Origin of the sequence: Pseudomonas quercus, from assembly GCF_012033695.1 — a bacterium.
Taxonomy (GTDB): Bacteria; Pseudomonadota; Gammaproteobacteria; order Pseudomonadales; family Pseudomonadaceae; genus Aquipseudomonas; species Aquipseudomonas quercus.
In genome coordinates, this window is sequence record NZ_JAAVJI010000008.1 from 153,289 (window position 1) to 173,572 (window position 20,284).

General features: G+C 61.4%; 18 protein-coding genes and 1 riboswitch. Of the genes, 8 read left to right on the forward strand and 10 right to left on the reverse strand.

Annotation, left to right across the window (positions count from 1 at the left end; genetic code table 11):
• Positions 1-120: 120 nt before the first annotated feature.
• Entirely contained in the window at positions 121-3,804 is a 3,684-nt protein-coding gene (gene metH, locus HBH25_RS14515) for a methionine synthase (RefSeq protein WP_168084627.1), read from the reverse strand.
• 228 nt (positions 3,805-4,032) lie between these two features.
• Here metH and HBH25_RS14520 point away from each other — a divergent pair, with 228 nt between their 5' ends.
• Both HBH25_RS14520 and nfuA read left to right on the forward strand, forming a co-directional pair.
• On the forward strand, positions 4,033-5,067 hold the full coding sequence (locus tag HBH25_RS14520; protein ID WP_168084628.1) for an acyltransferase family protein: 1,035 nt from the start codon (positions 4,033-4,035) through the stop codon (positions 5,065-5,067).
• Positions 5,068-5,124: 57 nt separating this feature from the next.
• On the forward strand, positions 5,125-5,709 hold the full coding sequence (gene nfuA / locus HBH25_RS14525; protein ID WP_168084629.1) for a Fe-S biogenesis protein NfuA: 585 nt from the start codon (positions 5,125-5,127) through the stop codon (positions 5,707-5,709).
• 43 nt (positions 5,710-5,752) lie between these two features.
• On the opposite strand, the gene cobM is transcribed toward nfuA, so the two are convergent.
• From cobM to HBH25_RS14570, 9 genes are all read right to left on the reverse strand, one after another.
• Positions 5,753-6,502 (reverse strand): precorrin-4 C(11)-methyltransferase, encoded by a 750-nt coding sequence (gene cobM / locus HBH25_RS14530; protein ID WP_168084630.1) that lies wholly within the window; start codon positions 6,500-6,502, stop codon positions 5,753-5,755.
• 34 nt (positions 6,503-6,536) lie between these two features.
• The gene (locus HBH25_RS14535; protein ID WP_168084631.1) at positions 6,537-6,938 is read right to left on the reverse strand and encodes a cobalamin biosynthesis protein; all 402 of its coding nucleotides are present in this window, start codon (positions 6,936-6,938) and stop codon (positions 6,537-6,539) included.
• 9 nt (positions 6,939-6,947) lie between these two features.
• Entirely contained in the window at positions 6,948-7,634 is a 687-nt protein-coding gene (locus HBH25_RS14540) for a CbtA family protein (protein WP_168084632.1), read from the reverse strand.
• 10 nt (positions 7,635-7,644) lie between these two features.
• The gene (locus HBH25_RS14545; RefSeq protein WP_168084633.1) at positions 7,645-7,833 is read right to left on the reverse strand and encodes a CbtB domain-containing protein; all 189 of its coding nucleotides are present in this window, start codon (positions 7,831-7,833) and stop codon (positions 7,645-7,647) included.
• Between the two features lie 81 nt (positions 7,834-7,914).
• Positions 7,915-8,117: riboswitch (cobalamin riboswitch) on the reverse strand.
• A 79-nt stretch (positions 8,118-8,196) separates the two neighbouring features.
• A complete protein-coding gene (locus HBH25_RS14550) occupies positions 8,197-8,472 on the reverse strand; it encodes a DUF2790 domain-containing protein (RefSeq protein ID WP_168084634.1) in 276 nt (91 codons plus the stop codon).
• Between the two features lie 121 nt (positions 8,473-8,593).
• Positions 8,594-9,958, reverse strand: a complete 1,365-nt coding sequence (lpdA, locus tag HBH25_RS14555; RefSeq protein ID WP_168084635.1) for a dihydrolipoyl dehydrogenase — start codon at positions 9,956-9,958, stop codon at positions 8,594-8,596.
• A gap of 9 nt (positions 9,959-9,967) precedes the next feature.
• The gene (locus tag HBH25_RS14560) at positions 9,968-11,197 is read right to left on the reverse strand and encodes a dihydrolipoamide acetyltransferase family protein (RefSeq protein ID WP_168084636.1); all 1,230 of its coding nucleotides are present in this window, start codon (positions 11,195-11,197) and stop codon (positions 9,968-9,970) included.
• A complete protein-coding gene (locus HBH25_RS14565) occupies positions 11,197-12,258 on the reverse strand; it encodes an alpha-ketoacid dehydrogenase subunit beta (RefSeq protein ID WP_218585495.1) in 1,062 nt (353 codons plus the stop codon). Before HBH25_RS14565 ends, HBH25_RS14560 begins: the two co-directional genes overlap by 1 nt.
• 4 nt (positions 12,259-12,262) lie before the next feature.
• Positions 12,263-13,495, reverse strand: coding sequence for a 3-methyl-2-oxobutanoate dehydrogenase (2-methylpropanoyl-transferring) subunit alpha (locus tag HBH25_RS14570; RefSeq protein ID WP_168084637.1), 1,233 nt, complete (start codon positions 13,493-13,495; stop codon positions 12,263-12,265).
• 246 nt (positions 13,496-13,741) lie between these two features.
• On the opposite strand from HBH25_RS14570, the gene HBH25_RS14575 reads away from it, so the two are divergent.
• The 6 genes from HBH25_RS14575 to HBH25_RS14600 all read left to right on the forward strand — a co-directional run bounded on the left by HBH25_RS14575 (position 13,742) and on the right by HBH25_RS14600 (position 20,087).
• Positions 13,742-15,391, forward strand: coding sequence for an MFS transporter (locus HBH25_RS14575; protein ID WP_168084638.1), 1,650 nt, complete (start codon positions 13,742-13,744; stop codon positions 15,389-15,391).
• A complete protein-coding gene (locus HBH25_RS14580) occupies positions 15,388-16,515 on the forward strand; it encodes an HlyD family secretion protein (RefSeq protein ID WP_168084639.1) in 1,128 nt (375 codons plus the stop codon). Before HBH25_RS14575 ends, HBH25_RS14580 begins: the two co-directional genes overlap by 4 nt.
• A gap of 111 nt (positions 16,516-16,626) precedes the next feature.
• Positions 16,627-16,944, forward strand: a complete 318-nt coding sequence (locus HBH25_RS14585; RefSeq protein WP_168084640.1) for an RcnB family protein — start codon at positions 16,627-16,629, stop codon at positions 16,942-16,944.
• 111 nt (positions 16,945-17,055) lie between these two features.
• Positions 17,056-17,265, forward strand: a complete 210-nt coding sequence (locus tag HBH25_RS14590; protein ID WP_168084641.1) for a hypothetical protein — start codon at positions 17,056-17,058, stop codon at positions 17,263-17,265.
• Positions 17,266-17,425: 160 nt separating this feature from the next.
• Complete coding sequence (locus HBH25_RS14595; RefSeq protein WP_168084642.1) at positions 17,426-17,677, forward strand: metallothionein; 252 nt, start codon at positions 17,426-17,428, stop codon at positions 17,675-17,677.
• Between the two features lie 58 nt (positions 17,678-17,735).
• Positions 17,736-20,087 (forward strand): DNA polymerase II, encoded by a 2,352-nt coding sequence (locus HBH25_RS14600; RefSeq protein WP_168084643.1) that lies wholly within the window; start codon positions 17,736-17,738, stop codon positions 20,085-20,087.
• Positions 20,088-20,284 lie beyond the last annotated feature (197 nt).

Genomic DNA, 20,284 nt, shown 5'->3' on the forward strand with positions numbered 1-20,284 from the left:
CTGGGCGACAGCACATTAAGCCCCATTCTGCCGCTGCTTACGCACCGCGCAGGCTCCCGCACACCTCTCGGCAGGTAGAAGAGGTGTAGGAGCCTGCGCAGCGGGCGAGCCTGAGGCTTATCAGGCCTCATACCCCAGATTAGGGGACAACCAGCGTTCACTCACGTCCTGGGATTGCCCCTTGCGGGCCGAGTAGCTGACCACTTGGTCGCGATCGATCTTGCCCACTGCAAAGTACTGGGCCTGCGGATGCGCAAAATACCAACCGCTCACGGCCGCTGTCGGGAACATGGCGTAATGCTCCGTCAGGGTCACGCCGCTTTGGCCATTGGTATCCAAGAGCTGGAACAAGGTGCCTTTTTCCGTATGGTCCGGGCACGCCGGGTAGCCGGGGGCAGGGCGGATGCCTCGGTATTGCTCGCGAATCAGGGCGTCGTTGTCCAGGGTTTCGTCACTGGCGTATCCCCAATGCTCTTTACGCACCTGCTGGTGCAGCCATTCGGCGCAGGCTTCGGCCAGCCGGTCAGCCAGTGCCTTGACCATGATCGAATTGTAGTCGTCGCCGGCATCCTGGTAGGCCTTGGCCACTTCCTCGGCGCCAATGCCCGCGGTGGTGATGAACCCACCGATGTAATCGGTGATGCCGCTGGCCTTGGGTGCCACGAAATCGGCCAGGCTAAAGTTCGGTTTGCCGTCAGGCTTGATGGTCTGCTGGCGCAGGTGGTGCAGCAGGGCCAGGGTATGGCCGTCTGCACCATAGAGTTCGATGTCATCATCGTTCACTTGGTTAGCGGGCCAGAAACCAAACACGGCACGGGCCTTGATCAGCTTTTCGTCGATCAGCTTGCGCAGCATCACTTGGGCGTCTTCGAACAAGGCGGTGGCCGCTTCACCCACCACCTCGTCCTTAAGAATGCGGGGGTATTTGCCTGCCAAGTCCCAGGAAATGAAGAACGGGGTCCAGTCGATAAACTCGGCCAGCACGTTCAGGTCGATGTCTTCCAGCACCCGGGCTCCGGTAAAAGTTGGGGTGACCGGCTGGTAGCCCCACTGGGGCTTGGCCGCTACCGCCTGGGCATAGCTCAAGCGCTCGGTGCGGCTGCCACGGGCCGCCGTGCGTTCGCGAACCTCGATATAGTCCTGGCGGGTACGCTCCACAAACCCTGGCTTGAGTTCCTTGGACAGCAACTGGGTCGCCACACCTACGGCACGGGACGCATCGGTAACATAAATGACCGCGTCGTTGCTGTAGCGTGGCTCGATTTTCACCGCCGTGTGGGCCTTGGACGTGGTGGCGCCACCGATCATCAAGGGTAGGTGGAAGCCTTGGCGCTGCATCTCGCGGGCCACGTGTACCATCTCGTCCAGGGACGGCGTGATCAGGCCGGACAACCCGATGATGTCGCACTTTTCTTCCCGTGCCACCTGCAGGATTTTCTCAGCTGGCACCATTACGCCCAGGTCCACGATGTCATAGCCGTTGCAGCCCAGTACCACGCCCACGATATTCTTGCCGATATCGTGTACGTCGCCCTTTACCGTGGCCATCAGGATCTTGCCCTTGGCTTCAGGCTTGTCGCCTTTCTCGGCTTCGATGAAAGGAATAAGGTGGGCCACGGCCTGCTTCATCACCCGGGCGGATTTCACCACTTGGGGCAGGAACATTTTGCCCGCACCAAACAGGTCGCCCACGATGTTCATCCCGCTCATCAAGGGGCCTTCGATCACTTCGATAGGCCGGCTGAAGCCTTGCCGGGACTGCTCGGTGTCTTCCACGATGTGCGTGGTGATGCCTTTGACCAAAGCGTGCTCAAGCCGCTTGTTCACGTCCCAGCCGCGCCACTCTTCGGTCTCGGCCTCTTTCACGCTGCCATCGCCGCGGTACTGGTCGGCAATAGCCAACAGGGCCTCAGTGGCCTCGCCGTTACGGTTCAATACCACGTCTTCCACGCGGTCGCGCAGCGCCGCTGGGATCTGGTCATAGATCTCCAGCTGCCCGGCGTTGACGATGCCCATGGTCAGGCCATTACGAATGGCGTGAAGCAGGAACACCGAGTGAATGGCCTCGCGCACGGGGTTGTTGCCCCGGAACGAGAACGACACGTTGGACACACCGCCGGAGGTCAGTGCATAAGGGAGGTTGTCGCGTATCCAGCCACAGGCGTTGATGAAGTCAACGGCGTAGTTGTTGTGTTCTTCGATACCCGTGGCCACGGCGAAGATGTTTGGGTCGAAGATGATGTCTTCGGGTGGGAAGCCCACTTGGTTGACAAGAATGTCGTAGGAGCGGGCGCAGATGTCGATTTTACGCTTTTCGGTATCGGCCTGGCCTTGCTCATCGAAAGCCATCACCACCACGGCTGCCCCATACCGTTTGCACAGGCGCGCATGATGAATAAAGGCGTCGACGCCTTCTTTCATGCTGATGGAGTTGACGATTCCCTTGCCCTGGATGCACTTGAGGCCCGCTTCGATCACCTCCCATTTGGAGGAGTCGATCATGATCGGCACCCGGGAAATATCAGGCTCGCCTGCAATCAGGTTCAGGAACGTGACCATGGCTTTCTGGGAGTCGAGCATCCCTTCATCCATGTTGATGTCAATCACCTGCGCACCGGCCTCCACTTGCTGCAAGGCCACTTCCAAAGCTTCGGTGTAGTGCTCTTCCCGAATCAGCCGAGCGAAGCGGGCAGAGCCGGTGATGTTGGTCCGCTCCCCCACGTTCACGAACAGAGACTGGCGGTCGATGGTGAACGGCTCCAGCCCTGACAGCCGGCACGCTCGCGGTATTTCAGGAATGGGGCGGGGTGCATGACGGGCCACAGCCTGAGCGATAGCGGCTATGTGAGCAGGTGTGGTGCCGCAGCAGCCGCCTACAATATTAAGGAAACCGCTACGCGCGAACTCTTCCACGGTTTCGGCCATTTGCTCGGGCGATTCGTCGTACTCGCCGAAGGCGTTGGGCAAGCCGGCGTTAGGGTGGGCCGACACATAGGTTTGCGCTTTGGTGGACAACTCTTCCACGTAAGGGCGCAACTCCTTGGCCCCCAGCGCACAGTTGAGGCCGATGGAAATGGGGTTGGCATGGCGTACGGAGTTCCAGAACGCCTCGGTGGTTTGCCCAGACAAAGTGCGGCCCGAGGCGTCGGTGATAGTGCCGGAAATCATGATGGGCAGTTCAAAGCCAAGGGCATCGAACACGCCAAGCACCGCAAAGATCGCCGCCTTGGCGTTCAAGGTATCGAACACGGTTTCGATCAGGATCAGGTCTGCACCACCCTCGATCAGGCCACGGGTCGCCTCGGTGTAGTTGGTCACCAGCTCGTCGAAGGTCACGTTGCGGTAGCCGGGATTATTCACGTCCGGCGACAGTGAACAGGTACGGCTGGTAGGCCCGAGTACGCCAGCGACGAAACGCGGCCGGTCTGGCGTTTGCAGCGTTTTAGCATCTGCTACCCGCCTTGCCACCCGCGCTCCCTCCACATTCAGCTCATACGCCAGGGCTTCCATGCCGTAATCGGCCTGGGACACCTGCGTGGCGTTAAACGTGTTGGTTTCAAGGATGTCTGCGCCAGCATCCAGGTAAGCCGCTTCGATTTCAGCAATCACATCTGGGCGTGTGAGCAGCAGCAGGTCGTTATTGCCTTTGACGTCGGTAGGCCAGTCAGCAAACCGTTCGCCACGGTAATCGTCTTCCTCAAGCCTGTAGCTCTGGATCATGGTGCCCATGCCGCCGTCGAGGATCAGGATGCGTGAGGCGAGGGCGTCATGCAGTGCAGTCAAGCGAGCGGCGCGGTCAGTCATGGGAAGAAGGCTCTGGTACGGACGGTAAAAGCGAGATGATAGCAAACCTGAGCCACATTGCATCAGGGAGCGCGCTATCATGAATCTGATTCATGTTGTTTTGATGGCCATAAGGTTCCTGCCTGAAGGAAATATGAAACTTCCGACCTTTCTGCAAGCGCGCCAGTCCCATGTATGAGGTCGCGCCTTCAGGGCGTGGAAAGTGTTTTCGTTACAAAGGGTATGTGGATGTTGATTTCTGTTCAGGCGCTGCGCGCCATCGCTGCGTGGATGGTGGTCTGCCACCATTTCATGCAAGTGTTTTTCAATTTTGAATCCAAAGGTCCCATAGGCCATTTTTTCTCGTCCAAAGGGTCGGTAGGCGTAGACATCTTCTTCGTGATCAGCGGGCTTGTGATCTACCTGTCTACCTATGACAAACCCATGCAGCCTCGCGAATTTCTAATCAACCGGGCGATTCGCATTATCCCCGCCTATTGGTTCTACACCGCGGCCATGGGCCTGCTGCTGTACACCGTGGGTCATGAGATGCCCCATGCGGTGGTGAACTGGCCCACCTTCATCTTCTCGCTATTGTTTATCCCTTCGGAAAACCCTGGCGGGTACGGGCTGTACCCCACCTTGAACGTGGGCTGGACGCTTAACTACGAGATGTTCTTCTACGCGGTATTCTCGCTGGCGTTCTTCGCACCCAAGGCCTGGCGTTTGCCCATAGTGGGTGTAGTGCTGCTGGCAGGCAGCGAAGTGCTGAGCCGCATAGGCCTGACAGGGCGGTTCTACGCCAACAACATCATGTATGAGTTCCTGTTGGGGATCGCCATCGGCGTCGCCTGGCGCCGGGGCTGGGTGCGCAGCGGCGTAGCCCTTCCATTGACACTCATCCTGGCCAGCATGGCGGTCATCTACCAGCTGGAACCTACGAACCGTTTGTTGAACTGGGGCTTGCCCAGTGCAGGCATTGTCCTGGGCTGCCTGGCCCTGGAACCCCGGTTTTCCCACAACCGTGTGCTTAAATCCCTAGGGGACTGTTCGTACTCGGTGTACCTGGTTCACCTGCTGGTGCTATACGCGGGCTGGTTCATGACCGAGCGGCTGGGCGCGAACCCTTATATGGTGTTTGGGCTGTTCTGCGTGCCCACCATCTTGGCGGTGTCCTGGTTGAGCTATCAATGGCTGGAAAAACGCTTGTACGTGCGTATGAAGGCTTGGGTCATGGGCGCGCCCACTGCACCAGCCGTGCCTTTAACCCGACAAAATTACTAGGACTTTCTCCAACGGCAGGTTTGCCGTAAACTGCCTGCCAGCCTGTGAGGAACCTACATGAGCACCATCACCATTACCGACGCCGCCCAGGACTACCTGGGCGACCTGCTGAACAAGCAGAACACACCAGGTATCGGCATCCGTGTGTTTATCACCCAGCCGGGTACTCAATACGCCGAAACCTGTATTGCCTACTGCAAGCCAGGGGAAGAAAAGCCTGACGACACGCCGATCGGGCTGGCCAGCTTCACCGCCTGGATCGATGCCATCAGCGAGCCTTTCCTGGCGGATGCATTGGTGGATTACGCCACGGACCGCATGGGCGGGCAACTGACCATCAAGGCACCCAACGCCAAGGTGCCGATGGTCAACGAAGACAGCCCCATCGACGAGCGTATCAATTACTACCTGCAAACCGAGATCAACCCAGGGTTGGCTAGCCACGGTGGCCAGGTCAGCCTGATCGAAGTGGTTGAGGACGGTGTGGCCGTGCTTCAGTTCGGGGGCGGTTGCCAGGGCTGTGGCCAGGCCGACGTTACCTTGAAGGAAGGCATCGAGCGTACGTTGCTAGAGCGTATTCCTCAGCTCAAAGGCGTTCGGGACGTGACTGACCATTCCCAGCGCGAGAATGCTTACTACTGATGTGCCTGGGGCTACGCAGGCCGCGTAGCCCCTTTTCCCCGCCTTATTCGGCGCGATACAGGTGCGCACGCCCGGCACGGTACAACGCGGAATCTTCGAACACCTCATTGCCTAATACCCAGCCCACGATGATCAGCGCCGAGCGCTGGAACCCTTTGCCTGCGGCCTGGGCTTGGATCGTGCCAAGGGTGCCCGTGACCCAGTCTTGCTCGGGCCATGTAGCCTTGTGTATCACCGCCACCGGGCAATCGACTCCATAGCTGGGCACCAAGGTGTTCACAATGGCCGGCAAGTGGCTGACCCCCAAATGAATGGCCATGGTCGCCCGGTGACGGGCCAGATCCGCCAAGGCTTCGCCTTTCGGCATTGGGGAGCGCGTGCCGTAGCGTGTCAGGATCACGGTCTGTGACACACCTGGCAGGGTGAGCTCCGCCTCCAATAAGGCGGCACAAGCGGCGACAGCCGTCACACCAGGCACAATTTCAAACGGTATGCCCAAGGCCCTCAGGTGCCGAATCTGCTCACCCATGGCGCCATAGAGGCTAGGGTCACCAGAATGCACGCGGGCGACATCTTGCCCCTGGGCGTGGGCTTGAGCGATTTCCCCGATGATAGCCCCCAGGTCCAGCGCCGCACTGTTGATCACGCGCTCTGCGCGATGACCCTCCAGCAATGCGGCCGGCACCAGCGAGCCTGCATAAATGATCACAGGGCACTGACGCAGCAGGCGCAAGCCTTTAACAGTAATCAGGTCGGGATCGCCAGGGCCGGCGCCGATGAAATAGACGGTCATTGCAGGTAGGCTGCCTATGAAGGTTTAGTGAATTTCATGTTGCAACGGCCAGGGCGACTGTTGCATGGCTGGCGCAGAGCCTGGGCAGGCACAACCTGGGTGTGCGTTGGCTGAGCGCTTCGCAATGGGCCAGTGCAGCGCTCTCTGCCAAGCCAAGGCAACCGGTGTGTTGCAGGCTCACCCATGAGCGGTGGGTTAGCAACGGCTCGTAGGGCGCCAGGGCACTGGCCGAGTAACCGGATAACGGCAGGCCCTGTGCTGCGGCGAGTGCTATCAGCCCAGGTTCGCTGCATTTTCTGTCCAGTGAGGCAATACCCTGCACGTCGCGCAGGGTGGCGCCCACTTGGGCCAGGGCCTGTTCAAGCAGCCCTTGCAACACCTCAACAGAGCAGCCTTTGCGACAGCCCAGCCCGGCGACCAGCCACGAATCCGCCATGGCCAGTAGTCAGGCTCGCGCCGAGCGGCGGAACAACCAGGCCGTTGCACTGCCCAGCGCCAGCCAGAAGGCTACGTTGGTCAACTGCGCCGCCCAGCGGAATTGGGCTTCCAGCGCCTCAGGGGCGAGGCTTTCATGAATGGCCGGTTGAGGGGCGCCGACCAGGTGAGGGATCACCAGCAGAACGGCCCCGGCTAGCTTCAAAGGCCACCCCCGGGCAAACACCATCAAGGCCAGCGCCACGGCAGTCGACGCTGCCGTGCCAATCCACCAGACCTGGCGTGAAGCAAGGTCGGCCGCCGCAGTGCCCGGCAGTTCCGGTGGAAGGCCCAGAGTAGGCGCCAAGGTAAACACGGCATACCCGGCAAGCCCCCAGAGCAGCCCTTCAGCCGTGCGGCCCGGCGCACGCAGCGTATACAGCCCGGCCAGCATCAGCCCGAAGCCCACGGCAACCACCAGGTTGCCGCCGGTGGTGGACAGCACGCGCTGCCAGCCGTCTTCAGGCTCCCAGGCGGCTTCTTCATGCACGTGCTCGGCGGTGTTGGCACCTCCATGCTCATGGGCGGCAGGGGCTGCGTGCTCGTAGGTTTCGGCGGTATGAATCAGCGGTGTAAGCCACAGGCTTTGCATCACCGTCAGCAACAGCGCTGCGAACAACCCCGCAAAGCCGGCGGTGCGCAGGATACGTGTGATCATGGCAAGCACCTTAGTGGCAAGGGAATGCAGCGCTATGGCGCGTATCGTGTGCAGCATTGTGCACAGCAGGCAGGTGGGAGAACCCGGCAAAATACACCAGGCCGGCGCCTAGCACGGTGGCCAGGCACGCTGCAGCAATACGCTGGGCAAGGGTAGCAGCAGGTTGAGCAACGAGATGGCTTGTAGCATGGGCGGACATGGCGCTTCCCTCAGGTAAAGGACGGGCAGGCGCCGAAACCCTGCGCAAGGCAGGGCCGGACAGCCCGCCCACCGCAGGTGTGTCAATGATGTCGATCGGGCCGGTCTCCGGGCTTGCGAGGGGGCAGCACTAAGGTGTTCCCGGTCCGCTTCTCCTTCCCATGCCTGGCACAGTGGATATGAAGCGCGCTCGCTTACCGTTGCGGGGGCAGCACCGGACTGGCCTGGCGGCGCACCGGTTTCCCGTTTCACCCTGTGAAGGGCACCCGAACGAAAGGCGTAAGGAAAGCATGCCGAGCCAAAGCCGTCAAACCAGAAAAAAAGAAGCCCCGGCAAGGCCAGGGCTCAAGAGGGTATGCGGGGTTCAGCCATTGGCGCGGTCGTCATAACCGCCTTGTTGCAGGTACTGGAGCTTGTGCAATTGGCCTTTGCTGTCCTGGTACACCATGGTCACCGGTACAACGCCGGACTTATTGCTCACGTCTGTCTTGGAAATGACCTTCTGAATGTCCATGTGCATCCCGTAGTGGTAGGCCTCTACGGGCAGTTTGTCGACAACGCTGCGTTCAGCGCCGTCCTGAGCATAGGCACCCGTAGTGAAGGCAATACTTAAGGCGGCAATGGCAAAGGCGGTTTTCATGGCTCGATTCCTCGTAGGCAATGGTTTTCGTTGAAGCCATTAAAGCGCCAAGCCCCCTGTTCGAGAAATCGAACACTGTGCTGAAAGGAATCACCTTTTTTGATAGTTGCGTTAATGGGCGCTAAATATGCAGCGCCTGACCCAGCGCCCGCATCGCCGCCTCCTGTACCGCCTCACCCAAAGTAGGGTGGGCATGCACCGTACCGGCGATGTCCTCCAACCGTGCACCCAGCTCCAGGGATTGGCTGAACGCCGCTGCCAGCTCAGACACGCCGGGGCCCACTGCCTGCCACCCGAGAATCAGGTGGTCACTGCTACGCGCCACTACCCTTACGAACCCCGCTGTGGCACCCAGCGTCATGGCACGGCCATTGGCAGCGAAGGGGAACATAGCGACCAACGCGCCGGCACCGGCTTGTTCAGGGGTTTGCCCCGCTACCACAATCTCGGGGTCGGTGTAGCACACGGCGGCAATGGCGGCTGGCGTAAAGGCCCGGGTATGGCCCGCGATGACTTCGGCGACCATCTCACCCTGCGCCATGGCCCGGTGGGCGAGCAGCGGCTCCCCAGTCAGGTCGCCAACCGCCCATACGTTGGTCATGCTGGTGCGGCACGTGTCGTCAATACGCACTGCGCGGCCTGCCATGGTCAGGTTCAGCCGCTCCAGCCCGTAACCCGTGGTGCGGGGTACCCGCCCGGCGGCTACTAACACCCGGTCCGTGTCCAGTGTGTGGGTACTACCGGCAGGGTCACGCAAGGTAAGCTGCTGGGTAGCCGGGTCATAGCCCTCCACGGCATGGCCCGGCAACAATGTGATGCCCAGCTGCAGCATCCGATCAATCACAGGTTGTGTGAGCTCGGCGTCGTACGTGGGGAGCAGCCGCGGCTGCGCTTCAATGACGGTCACCTTTACCCCAAGCTTGCGGTAGGCGATGCCCAGCTCCAGCCCGATATAGCCCCCGCCCACAACCGCCAGGTGACGGGGCAGGGTAGTGGGGGCCAGGGCGCCGGTGGAGTCCACGACCGCTCCACCCAAAGGAAGGCTGGGTAGGGCTACGCTGCAGGAGCCTGTGGCCAACACCAGGTGCTGGCAGTGGATGCGGGTGTCGCCGACCTCCACGGTCTTGCCATCTACGATCTGCCCGTGGCCGTGAATAACCTTGACCTTGTGCTTCCTGAGCAGGCCTGCCACGCCTGTGGTCAAGCGGTCTACCACGGTATTTTTCCAGTCGATGGCCTGAGTGAGGTCCAGCGTCGGGGCGCCTGCTGTAACGCCAAAGGGGTTGGGGGCCTGCACCTGGTGGAAATGCTCGGCCACATGAATCAGCGCTTTGGAAGGGATACAGCCGACGTTAAGGCAGGTTCCGCCCAAGGTGTCACCTTCCACCAGTACCGTGGGTATGCCCAGCTGGCCTGCGCGGATAGCGGCGACATAGCCGCCAGGGCCGCCGCCTAGAACAAGCAGTGTGGTGTCTAACGTGTTCATGGGTGGCCTTTAATCAATGAAAAGGGTGGCAGGCTGTTCGAGCAGGTGCCGCACGGCCTGGATGAAGCGTGCTGCGTCCATGCCGTCGACGACCCGATGATCGAAGGAACTGGACAGGTTCATCATCTTGCGCACAACCACTTGGCCCTCTACCACCACAGGCCTCTCCACCATGCGGTTAACGCCCACAATGGCGACCTCCGGCAGGTTGAGCACGGGCGTCGACACAATGCCGCCCAGGGCGCCCAGGCTGGTCAGGGTGATGGTGGAACCGGACAGGAGGTCCCGCTCGGCCTTGCCATGGCGTGCGGCCTCTGCGATGCGAGTGATTTCCTGAGCATTGCCCCACAGGTCGCGCTGGTGGGCACTGCGTAGTACAGGCACCAGCAAGCCATGCTCGCCTTGGGTGGCGATGCCCACGTGCACCGCGCTGTGGCGTTCGATCACCTGTTGTTCATCGTTGTAGCGTGCGTTGAGCTGGGGGAAGTCGCGCAAGGCCACGACCAAGGCGCGCACCAGCAGCGGCAGCAGCGTCAGGCGCCCTCGTGCCTGGCCCCAACGGGTGTTGAGTTGCTGGCGCAGTTGCTCCAAGGCCGTGACGTCGATTTCCTCCACGTAGCTGAAATGCGCTGCACGGCGGGTGGCCTCCTGCATGCGCTCGGCAATCTTGCGCCGAAGGCCGATCACCGGCACCCGCTGCACCTGTTCCTCACTGGCAGGGGGGCGAACAGGTTGGCTAAGCGAGTCCAGGTCCGCATGGACGATACGGCCTGCAGGGCCACTGCCAGTCACCTTCGACAGGTCGATGCCGTTGTCCCAGGCACGCTTGCGGACGGCGGGAGACGCCAAGGGGCGTTCTACGGATTCACAGGCTGGGGACAGGGTTGCCACAGGTTCGGGCGCACTCGCCACGGCTTTTTCAACAGATGCAGCAACAGGTGCGGTCACAGGCGCCTGGGATGCCTCGGTATGTTCGGTTTCTTTGACGTTACCGCTGCCTTCTACCTCCAGCCGAATCAGCTCGCTGCCCACGGCCATGGTCTGCCCAGGCGTCGCGCCCAAGGCGAGCACGCGGCCGCTGACCGGGCTGGGTATTTCCACCGTGGCTTTGTCGGTCATGACGTCGGCCAGCACCTGGTCTTCGGTTACCGTGTCGCCCACGTTCACGAACCATTCCACCAGCTCTACCTGGGCGATGCCTTCGCCGATGTCCGGCATCTTGATCACATGCTGGCCCATCAGCGCACCTCCATGACGCGTTTGAGGGCCGCACCCACGCGGTCAGGCCCAGGGAAGTACGCCCATTCCTGGGCGTGAGGGTAGGGCGTGTCCCACCCGGCCACCCGCTCGATGGGGGCTTCAAGCCAATAGAAGCAGTGCTCCTGAACCAGCGCCAGCAGCTCGGCGCCCAAGCCGCAGGTTTGGGTGGCCTCGTGCACGATTACGCAACGGCGGGTTTTTTTCACTGAAGCCACGAGGGTGTCCAGGTCCAGCGGCCATAGGCTGCGCAGGTCGATGACCTCCGCATCGATACCGGTCTCGCTGGCGGCGGCCAAGGCCACGTGAACCGTGGTGCCGTAGGTGATCACGGTCACGGCGGCGCCCTCACGTACCACCGCGGCGCTGTCCAGTGGCACGCGGTAATAGCCTTCAGGCACCGCGCTGGCGTCGTGGGCAGACCACGCTGTCACGGGGCGGTCGTGATGGCCGTCGAAAGGCCCGTTGTATAGCCGCTTGGGTTCCAGGAAGATCACCGGGTCATCGCACTCGATCGCCGAGATCAGCAGCCCCTTGGCGTCGTAGGGGTTGGACGGCATCACCGTGCGTAGCCCACACACCTGGGTGAAGATCGCTTCGGGGCTCTGGCTGTGGGTCTGGCCACCGTAGATGCCTCCGCCACAGGGCATGCGCACGGTGATGGGCGCAGTGAAGTCGCCAGCCGAGCGGAAGCGCAGCCGCGCGGCCTCGGAGGTGAGCTGGTCATAGGCGGGGTAGACATAGTCAGCGAACTGGATTTCGGCCACCGGTCGCAGCCCATACGCACCCATGCCCACGGCCACGCCCACAATGCCACTTTCGGAAATGGGCGTATCGAACACCCGGCTTTTGCCATACTTGGCCTGCAAGCCTTCGGTACAGCGGAACACGCCGCCGAAGTAGCCCACGTCTTCCCCGAAGGTCACGACGGTGGGGTCCCGTTCCAGCATTACATCCAGTGCGCTACGGATAGCCTGCACCATGGTCATGGGGCGAGTGTCCTGAGTCACGCGGGGGTGGTCGATCACTTGGGTACTGGTCATCAGGTCAAATCCCCATCTGCTGGCGCTGGCGCTGCAGGTGCGCAGGCATGTCGTGGTACACGTCTTCAAAAATCGTCGCCGCACTGGCATAGGCACTGCCGCCCAGGGTGCCATGGGCCTCGGCCTCGCGGGTGGCGGTGATGACCTCTTGCTCCAGCTCGGCCACCAGCTCGGCATGGCGGGCGTCCGACCATTCGCCCAGCACGATCAGGTGCTGCTTGAGGCGGGCGATAGGGTCCCCCAGTGGGAAATGCGCCCAGTCGTCCGCCGGGCGGTATTTCGAAGGGTCATCGGACGTGGAATGGGGCCCTGCACGGTACGTCACCCACTCGATCAAGGTAGGCCCCAGGTTGCAGCGCGCGCGCTCGGCGGCCCAGCGTGAGGCGGCATGCACGGCCAGGAAGTCGTTGCCGTCCACGCGTAACGAGGCGATGCCGCTGCCCACGCCACGCCCGGCAAAGGTGGTGGCTTCACCGCCCGCAATGTGCTGAAAGCTGGAGATGGCCCATTGGTTGTTGACCACGTTCAGGATTACCGGGGCGCGATACACATGGGCGAAGGTGAGTGCCGTATGGAAATCAGATTCGGCTGTGGAGCCATCACCGATCCACGCCGAGGCGATACGCGTGTCGCCTCGTATGGCCGACGCCATGGCCCAGCCTACCCCCTGCACAAACTGGGTAGCCAGGTTGCCGGAAATGCTGAAGAACCCGGCGGCCTTGTTGGAGTACATCACAGGCAGTTGGCGCCCTTTGAGCGGGTCGCATTCGTTTGAAAACAACTGGCAGATCATTTCGAACAACGGCACACGGCGTGCCAGCAAAATGCTTTGCTGGCGGTACGTAGGGAAGCACATGTCGTCGTCACGAAGGGCCATGGCGTGGGCCGTGCCGATGGCTTCTTCACCCAGGCTCTGCACGTAGAAGGACATCTTTTTCTGCCGCTGGGCCGTGACCATGCGGCTGTCGAATACGCGCGTCTTGACCATGGTGCGAAGCCCAGCATGCAAGGTTTCCACCGCGATGGGCTCCGCCCAGGGCCCTACGGCCTGGCCAGACTCGTCCAGCACCCGTATCAGGCCGACGGCGAGGTCGGCCGTGTCTCGGGCGTCGATGTCCGGGGGCGGCTTGCGGGCGCTGCCTGCCGGCTGTAACTGCAGAAAGCTGAAGTCGGTCTGGCAACCGGGCCGGCCCGACGGTTCGGGCACATGCAGGCGTAGGGGTTCACTGGCGTTCACGTCACAACCCTCGATCTTGTGTTTATTGGGGAGTTGCTGAAGCTGGCTGTAAATAATTCTAGGCGGCCCCGGCCGGAGAGTTATTCTCTTTTGAAAAAGCTAGCAGGGCTGTCACAGGGCAAATTGCCCTGGCGATCCCGCTTGGGAAGGAATAGATGCCATGGCAGTACAATCAGCCGATCCGTTCGCAGGTCGAACTTTTCAACCCTCAATGCTACTAAGCCACAGCTCATCATTGGTCTAGGTATGGAACGCTATGCGCCCCGGGAATGGCAGCCCCACGAGCGGCCCTCAATGCCCGGCTCACCTTCTACGCCGCTGCACCCTACGCCACGCCGCATCGCCTATGCGCTGGTGGGCCTGCTGGTGGGCATTACCGGCGGGCTAGGCAATGCCTTGGTAACAGCCAACCTGGTGTACCTGCAAGGCGCGCTGGGCGTGACCAGTGCAGAAATCGCCTGGTTGCCAGCGGCCTATGTGATGACCAACGTCACCATGAACCTGCTGCTGGTCAAGTTCCGGCAGCAGTTCGGCCTTCGCGCCTTTACGGAAGTGTTCCTGGGGCTGTACGTGCTGGTGACCTTGGCCCACCTGTTCGTGAACGACCTGGGCTCGGCCATCGCCGTGCGCGCCGCCCATGGCATGGTGGGCGCCGCCCTGAGTTCGTTGGGCCTTTACTACATGATCCAGGCATTGCCCGCCAAATGGCGCCTCAAGGCGCTGGTGCTGGGCTTGGGCACCGCTCAGTTGGCATTACCCCTGGCCCGGCTGGTCTCCGAAGACCTGCTGCAGATCGCCGAATGGCGCGGGCTTTACCTGTTCGAACTGGGCCTGGCGATCACAGCGCTGGCGGCCGTATTCTGGCTCAAATTGCCCCCCGGCGACCGCTTCCGTACCTTCGAGCCGCTGGACTTTCTCACCTTCGCACTACTGGCCCCCGGCGTGGGCCTGCTGGTGGCGGTGCTGTCACTGGGGCGTATCGACTGGTGGTTCGAAGCCCGCTGGATCGGGATTGCGTTGGCCTGTTCCATCGTACTGATCCTGGCGGGGCTGTGCATCGAGCACAACCGCCGCAACCCGTTGCTGATGACAAGGTGGCTGGGCAGTGGGCCTATCCTGCGGTTAGGGTTGGCTGTGGTGCTCATACGCATGGTCAGCTCGGAACAGTCCACCGGCGCAGTGGGGTTCATGCAGTACCTGAACATGGGCAGCGAGCAATTGTTCAGCCTGTACGTGGTGATGTTGATCGGCAGCGTATCAGGGCTGCTGATTAGTGCCTTGATGATCAACCCAGACCACCTGTTCCGGCCGCTGCTGTTCTCAGTAGGCCTGATGGCGGTGGGCGCACTCATGGACAGTTTCTCCAATAACCTGACCCGGCCACCCCAGCTGTACGTCAGCCAGTTTCTGCTGGCCTTCGGCAGTACCTATTTTCTAGGGCCCACCATGGTGATTGGCACCCGCAACGTGATAGCCAACCCACGCAACCTGGTCAGCTTTTCCGTGCTCTTCGGGATTGCCCAGAACCTGGGTGGCCTGCTGGGTTCAGCCCTACTGGGCACCTGGCAAGTGATCCGAGAAAAATTCCACTCCAGCCTCATCGTTGAGCAGCTACAAGCCACCGACCCCCGTGTGGCTGCCCGGGTCAGCAGCGGGGCCGCGTCCTACGCCCAGGCCCTGGCCGACCCAAGCGCACGCAACGCTCAAGGCCTTCGCGCCCTGGCCAATGCCGCCACACGGGAGGCGAACGTGATGGCCTATAACGACGTGTTCATGCTGATCGCCATCATCGCTATCCTTACGCTCATCTGGATGTCCGTTCGCGTGTTGTGGCTTGCCAGCAATGCCCGCGCCCAACAGGCGGCCGATGTTCAACCTGCCGGCAAACCCCAATGACTGACACGCCTCAAACCGCTACCACCACTGCCATCGCAGCCACCCCGGAAGGGCAGGCGCCGCCCCCTGACAACGTCGCCGAGTCCCGGCCCCGGCGCACGCGTGTGCTGTCTGCACTCGCGTTCGGCACGCTGGCGCTGCTGGGCGTGCTGATCGTGCTCTATGCCTGGCAGTTGCCGCCCTTTGCCAGCGCGATCGAAAGCACGGAAAACGCACTGGTTCGTGGCCAGGTCACGGTAATTAGCCCTCAGCTCAGCGGCTATGTGTTTGAGGTGCCGGTGCAGGACTTTCAGCAGGTCAAGGCCGGGGACCTGCTGGTACGCCTGGACGACCGCATCTATACCCAACGCCTGGCCCAGGCCGAAGCCAGCCTGGCCTCCCAACAAGCAGCCTTGGCCAACAACCGCCAGCAGACGCGCAGCGCACAGGCCACCATCGACCAGCGCAAGGCGGCCATCGGCAGCGCTAAAGCTCAGGCTGATAAGGCCGGCGCGGACCTCAAACGCAGCCTGGCACTCGTCACTGACGGGTCCATTTCACGAAGCGAGCTGGATGTGAGCCGCGCTGCGGCCGCACAGGCACGGGCCAGCCTGGCCCAGGCGAACGCGGCGGTCCGCATCGCCGAAGAAGACCTGCGCACCGTGGAGGTGAACAAGGATTCGCTGCAAGCTGCGGTGAGCAACGCAGTCGCCGCTGTGGCATTGGCACGTATCGACCTGGCCAACACGCGAGTAGTCGCCCCCCGGGATGGGCAATTGGGTCAGATAGGCGTGCGCCTGGGCGCCTGGGTCAATTCCGGGGCACAGCTGATGGCGCTGGTGCCCGACACCGTCTGGGTGATCGCCAACTTCAAGGAAACTCAGATGGCGCACGTGCGAGTGGGGCAGGCTGCGTCCTTCACCGTAGACGCTCTTAACCACGCCCGGCTTACAGGCCATGTGCAAGAGATTGCGCCGGCGACAGGTTCTGAGTTCAGCCTGCTCCAGGCGGACAATGCCACAGGCAACTTCGTCAAGATCGCCCAGCGTATTCCCGTGCGCATTGTGGTAGACCCTGACCAGCCTGACGCTCGTCGGATACGGCCGGGAATGTCGGTGGTGGTGAGCGTTGATACCGCGCCCTAAGTAGTGCGGAAACGAAACTTTCCAGGCGAGCCAGCTTTCATAGTATGTAAGCGGTGCCTAACGGCAAACCGTCGCGAAGCGGGCAGCCGCCCGCCAGAGATGAGGTGAGAGATGCGCAATACACGATCTGCGGTAGTACTGGCGAGCCTGTTGTGCCTGGGCCCCTTGGCGGCACACGCCACTGACGAGAAGCCGGCCGATTGCAAGCCAGATGCGGTCTGGACCGACTTCCTGGGCCACGGAAAATGCTACATCGAGGGTGACAAAGCGCCGGACATGTACACCCGTGAAGAAACTGCCGTCAAGGACTGGAAAAGCAAGGGCCTGAGGGCGCCAGAAGACAATTCCCAGTGGGTGGATATCAAAGGTACCTACGTGATGGTCAACCGTGAAAACTCGGTGATCAAGGAAATCCACAAGAAGAAATAAGCGCATCATTCGCGCTGATGTTCACTATGCCTGCGTTGATTTTCCCTCAAGGGCGGTAGGTGGCTAAGGTAGCTCCATACCCGCTACCAACCCCTTTGAAGGAGAAATACCATGAAACACGCATTGGCTTTCACTTTTGCACTTACTGCCTTAAGCGCCGGTAGTGCCTTCGCCCTGCCTAAGCCTTCTTCTTTGCCCACAGTGATTCACAAAGCTGAAGCGTTGACAGCCATCACTCGCAGAGTAAAGGCCAACACTTCCAACGCTGTGCTGGTCGCTGACAACCGCAAGGAATTCGGCTCGCAATATCAGCGGTATTGATGGATTTCTACGTTCCCGTCGGCGCCGGGCTTGCCCGTGCTTTCAAGGCCCCCGCACAGGGGCGCCTAACTTCTGGAAACTTAACGGCCACCTCCAGGCCCTAATCAGAAAGGGCGCAACACGGCGCCCTGTGTTATTGGGCTCAAGCCTGGAGGTAACTATGGCAGACAAGACCTGCAACTGTTCTGGCTGTGATTGCGCGGATGGCCACACCGAAGGCGTAGAGGTGAAGGGCCGCTGGTTCTGCTGTGTAGCCTGTTCGGTGGACCACCTCAACGGCGAGGCCTGCGCCATGCAGGGGTGTGGCTGCGGCAGCACGGGCGTGAAAACCCGAGATGCTGGCCAGGGCCATGACAAGGTCGACCACGCTGTGGACGAAACCTTTCCCGCCAGTGACCCTATTTCGCCGTGACCTGTAGATAATCCCTTGGCCCCGGTACACTGGGGCCTTTGCTTGTCGAGGATCAAGGGTGCCTCCACGCCATGGCTTTGTGCTAACGCGCCACTGGGCCGATACGCCTGAGGGTACAGAGGTCCACCTTTGGCTCGCCACGGACACCGGCCCCCTGCGGCTGCGTCTACCCCTCCAACCCCACGTGGCCTTCCTCCCTGCTACCCAGCAGGCACTTGCCGAGCGACTGATAGATCAGGCCGCCGGCGTCGGCTTCAAGCCGCTCAAGCTCAAAGACTTTCGCAACCGCGCTGTAGTAGGCCTGTACTGCAAGCAGTTCGGTCAACTGCAGGAGCTGGCCGTGCGCTTGCGCCGTGGTGGGGTCGACCTTTACGAGGCCGATATCCGCCCGCCCGAGCGCTACCTGATGGAGCGGTTCATTACCGCCCCGGTCGCGTTTACCGCCCAAGGCTCGGCCGATCACGGGTGGCGTGGAGATGTCAGGCCTATTCCAGCCTACCGCCCATTGTTGAAACTAGCCTCCCTGGATATTGAAACCGACCGCCACGGAAACCTGTTCTGCATAGGGCTGGAAGGGTGTGGCCAACGTGTCGTCATGATGCTGGGGGCGATGCCGGCTACCCCACCGCACGTGGACTTCCAGCTGGATTACTATTCCAACGCAACCGAACTCCTGGAAGCCCTTAACCGCTGGTTCGTGCAGCATGACCCGGACGCAATCATCGGCTGGAATGTTATTCAGTTCGACCTTCGGGTGCTGCACCAGCACAGCCAGCGCTATGGCGTTCCATTGCGGCTAGGGCGGGGCGGTGTACCGATGGGCTGGCGTGAGCACGCTGACCAGGGTCACTATTTTGCCTCTGCTGCAGGGCGCCTGATCATCGACGGGATCGAGGGATTGCGGGCGGCCCACTGGACGTTTTCGTCATTCAGCCTGGAGAACGTAGCGCAAACCCTGCTGGGTGAGGGCAAAGCAATCGACAACGTATATCAGCGGCTGGAAAGCATCGAGCGTATGTTTGCTCAGGACAAGCCTGCCTTGGCGCGGTACAACCTGCGTGACTGCGAACTGGTGACCCGGATCTTTGCCCACACGCACCTGATGGACTTCCTGATAGAGCGAGCGCGAGTGACTGGCCTTCCCGCTGACCGTATGGGTGGGTCCATTGCGGCCTTCGACCACCTGTATTTGCCCGCCATGCACCGGTTGGGGCGCGTGGCCCCTAACCGCGGCGAGCGCCTACCCGCTGCGAGCCCAGGCGGCTTTGTAATGGATTCTCTGCCGGGGCTGTATCATTCCGTCCTAGTGTTGGATTACAAAAGTTTGTACCCCTCTATCATCCGCACGTTTCTTATTGACCCGGTAGGTTTGATAGAGGGCTTGGCCTCCCCAGAGCAGGCTGTGGAAGGTTACCGGGGCGCCGTGTTTTCCCGCACCGTCCATGCCCTGCCAGCCATTGTGGCGCAGGTGGCTGAAGGGCGGGAGCAGGCCAAGCGCGAGGGCAACGCCCCCTTGGCGCAGGCCTTGAAAATCATCATGAACGCGTTCTACGGCGTGCTGGGTGCCTCGGGTTGCCGGTTCTTCGACCCCCGTCTTACGTCCTCCATCACCCTCCGTGGCCATGAGATCATGCGCCAGACACGTGCCTTGATCGAAGCACAGGGCTATACCGTGATCTACGGCGATACGGACTCCACCTTTGTGTGGCTGGGGGGCGAGCATACCGATGCCCAGGCGCAGGTCATCGGCAACGCCCTGGTACAGCAGATTAATGCCTGGTGGCGTGAGCACCTGTTCTCAACGCTGGGGTTGAGCAGTGCATTGGAACTGCAGTTCGAGACACACTTCAAACGGTTCCTCATGCCCACCACCCGCGGGACGGAAGAGGGCAGCAAGAAGCGTTATGCGGGCCTGGTTCAGGAACCAGACGGGGCTGAACGCATGGTGTTCAAAGGTTTGGAAACCGTACGCACCGATTGGTCGCCATTGGCCAGGGAGTTCCAGCAGGCGCTGTACCGCCGGATATTTACCGGCCAGCCTTGGAAGGGGTATGTGCAGGACTACGTACGCCAGACCCGCGATGGCCTGCACGATGACAAACTGGTCTACCGCAAACGCCTGACCCGGCCTCTGGCCGACTATGTCCGAAACGTGCCGCCCCATGTACGGGCGGCGCGCCTGGCAGACGATTTCAACAAAGCGCAAGGGCGTACGCTGCAATACCAGCGCAAGGGTTGGATCAGCTATGTGATGACCCTCAACGGCCCGGAGCCTTTAGAGGCCCGGCACGCGCCCCTGGATTACGAGCACTACATCACCCGACAACTGCAGCCGATTGCCGATGCCATTCTGCCGTTCGTAGAAGGGGACTTTGGGGAGTTGGTGGGGGAGCAGCTGGGGCTATTCTAGGCTATGTAGGAAAAGTCCTGACACTCGGTGATGCTTCGTTGAAAACAGGTGGGGCCGCCTAGGCTGGATTGCCAGCCCAGTCGGAATGCTCATTTACAACTAGTAAACCCGAATGCGGGCCCAGTCCGCTTCCTCGCCTGCGCGGCCCCGCCTGTTTTCGCCTTGCCTGCGAGGCCCGGCCTGACCTTCGCGTCAGA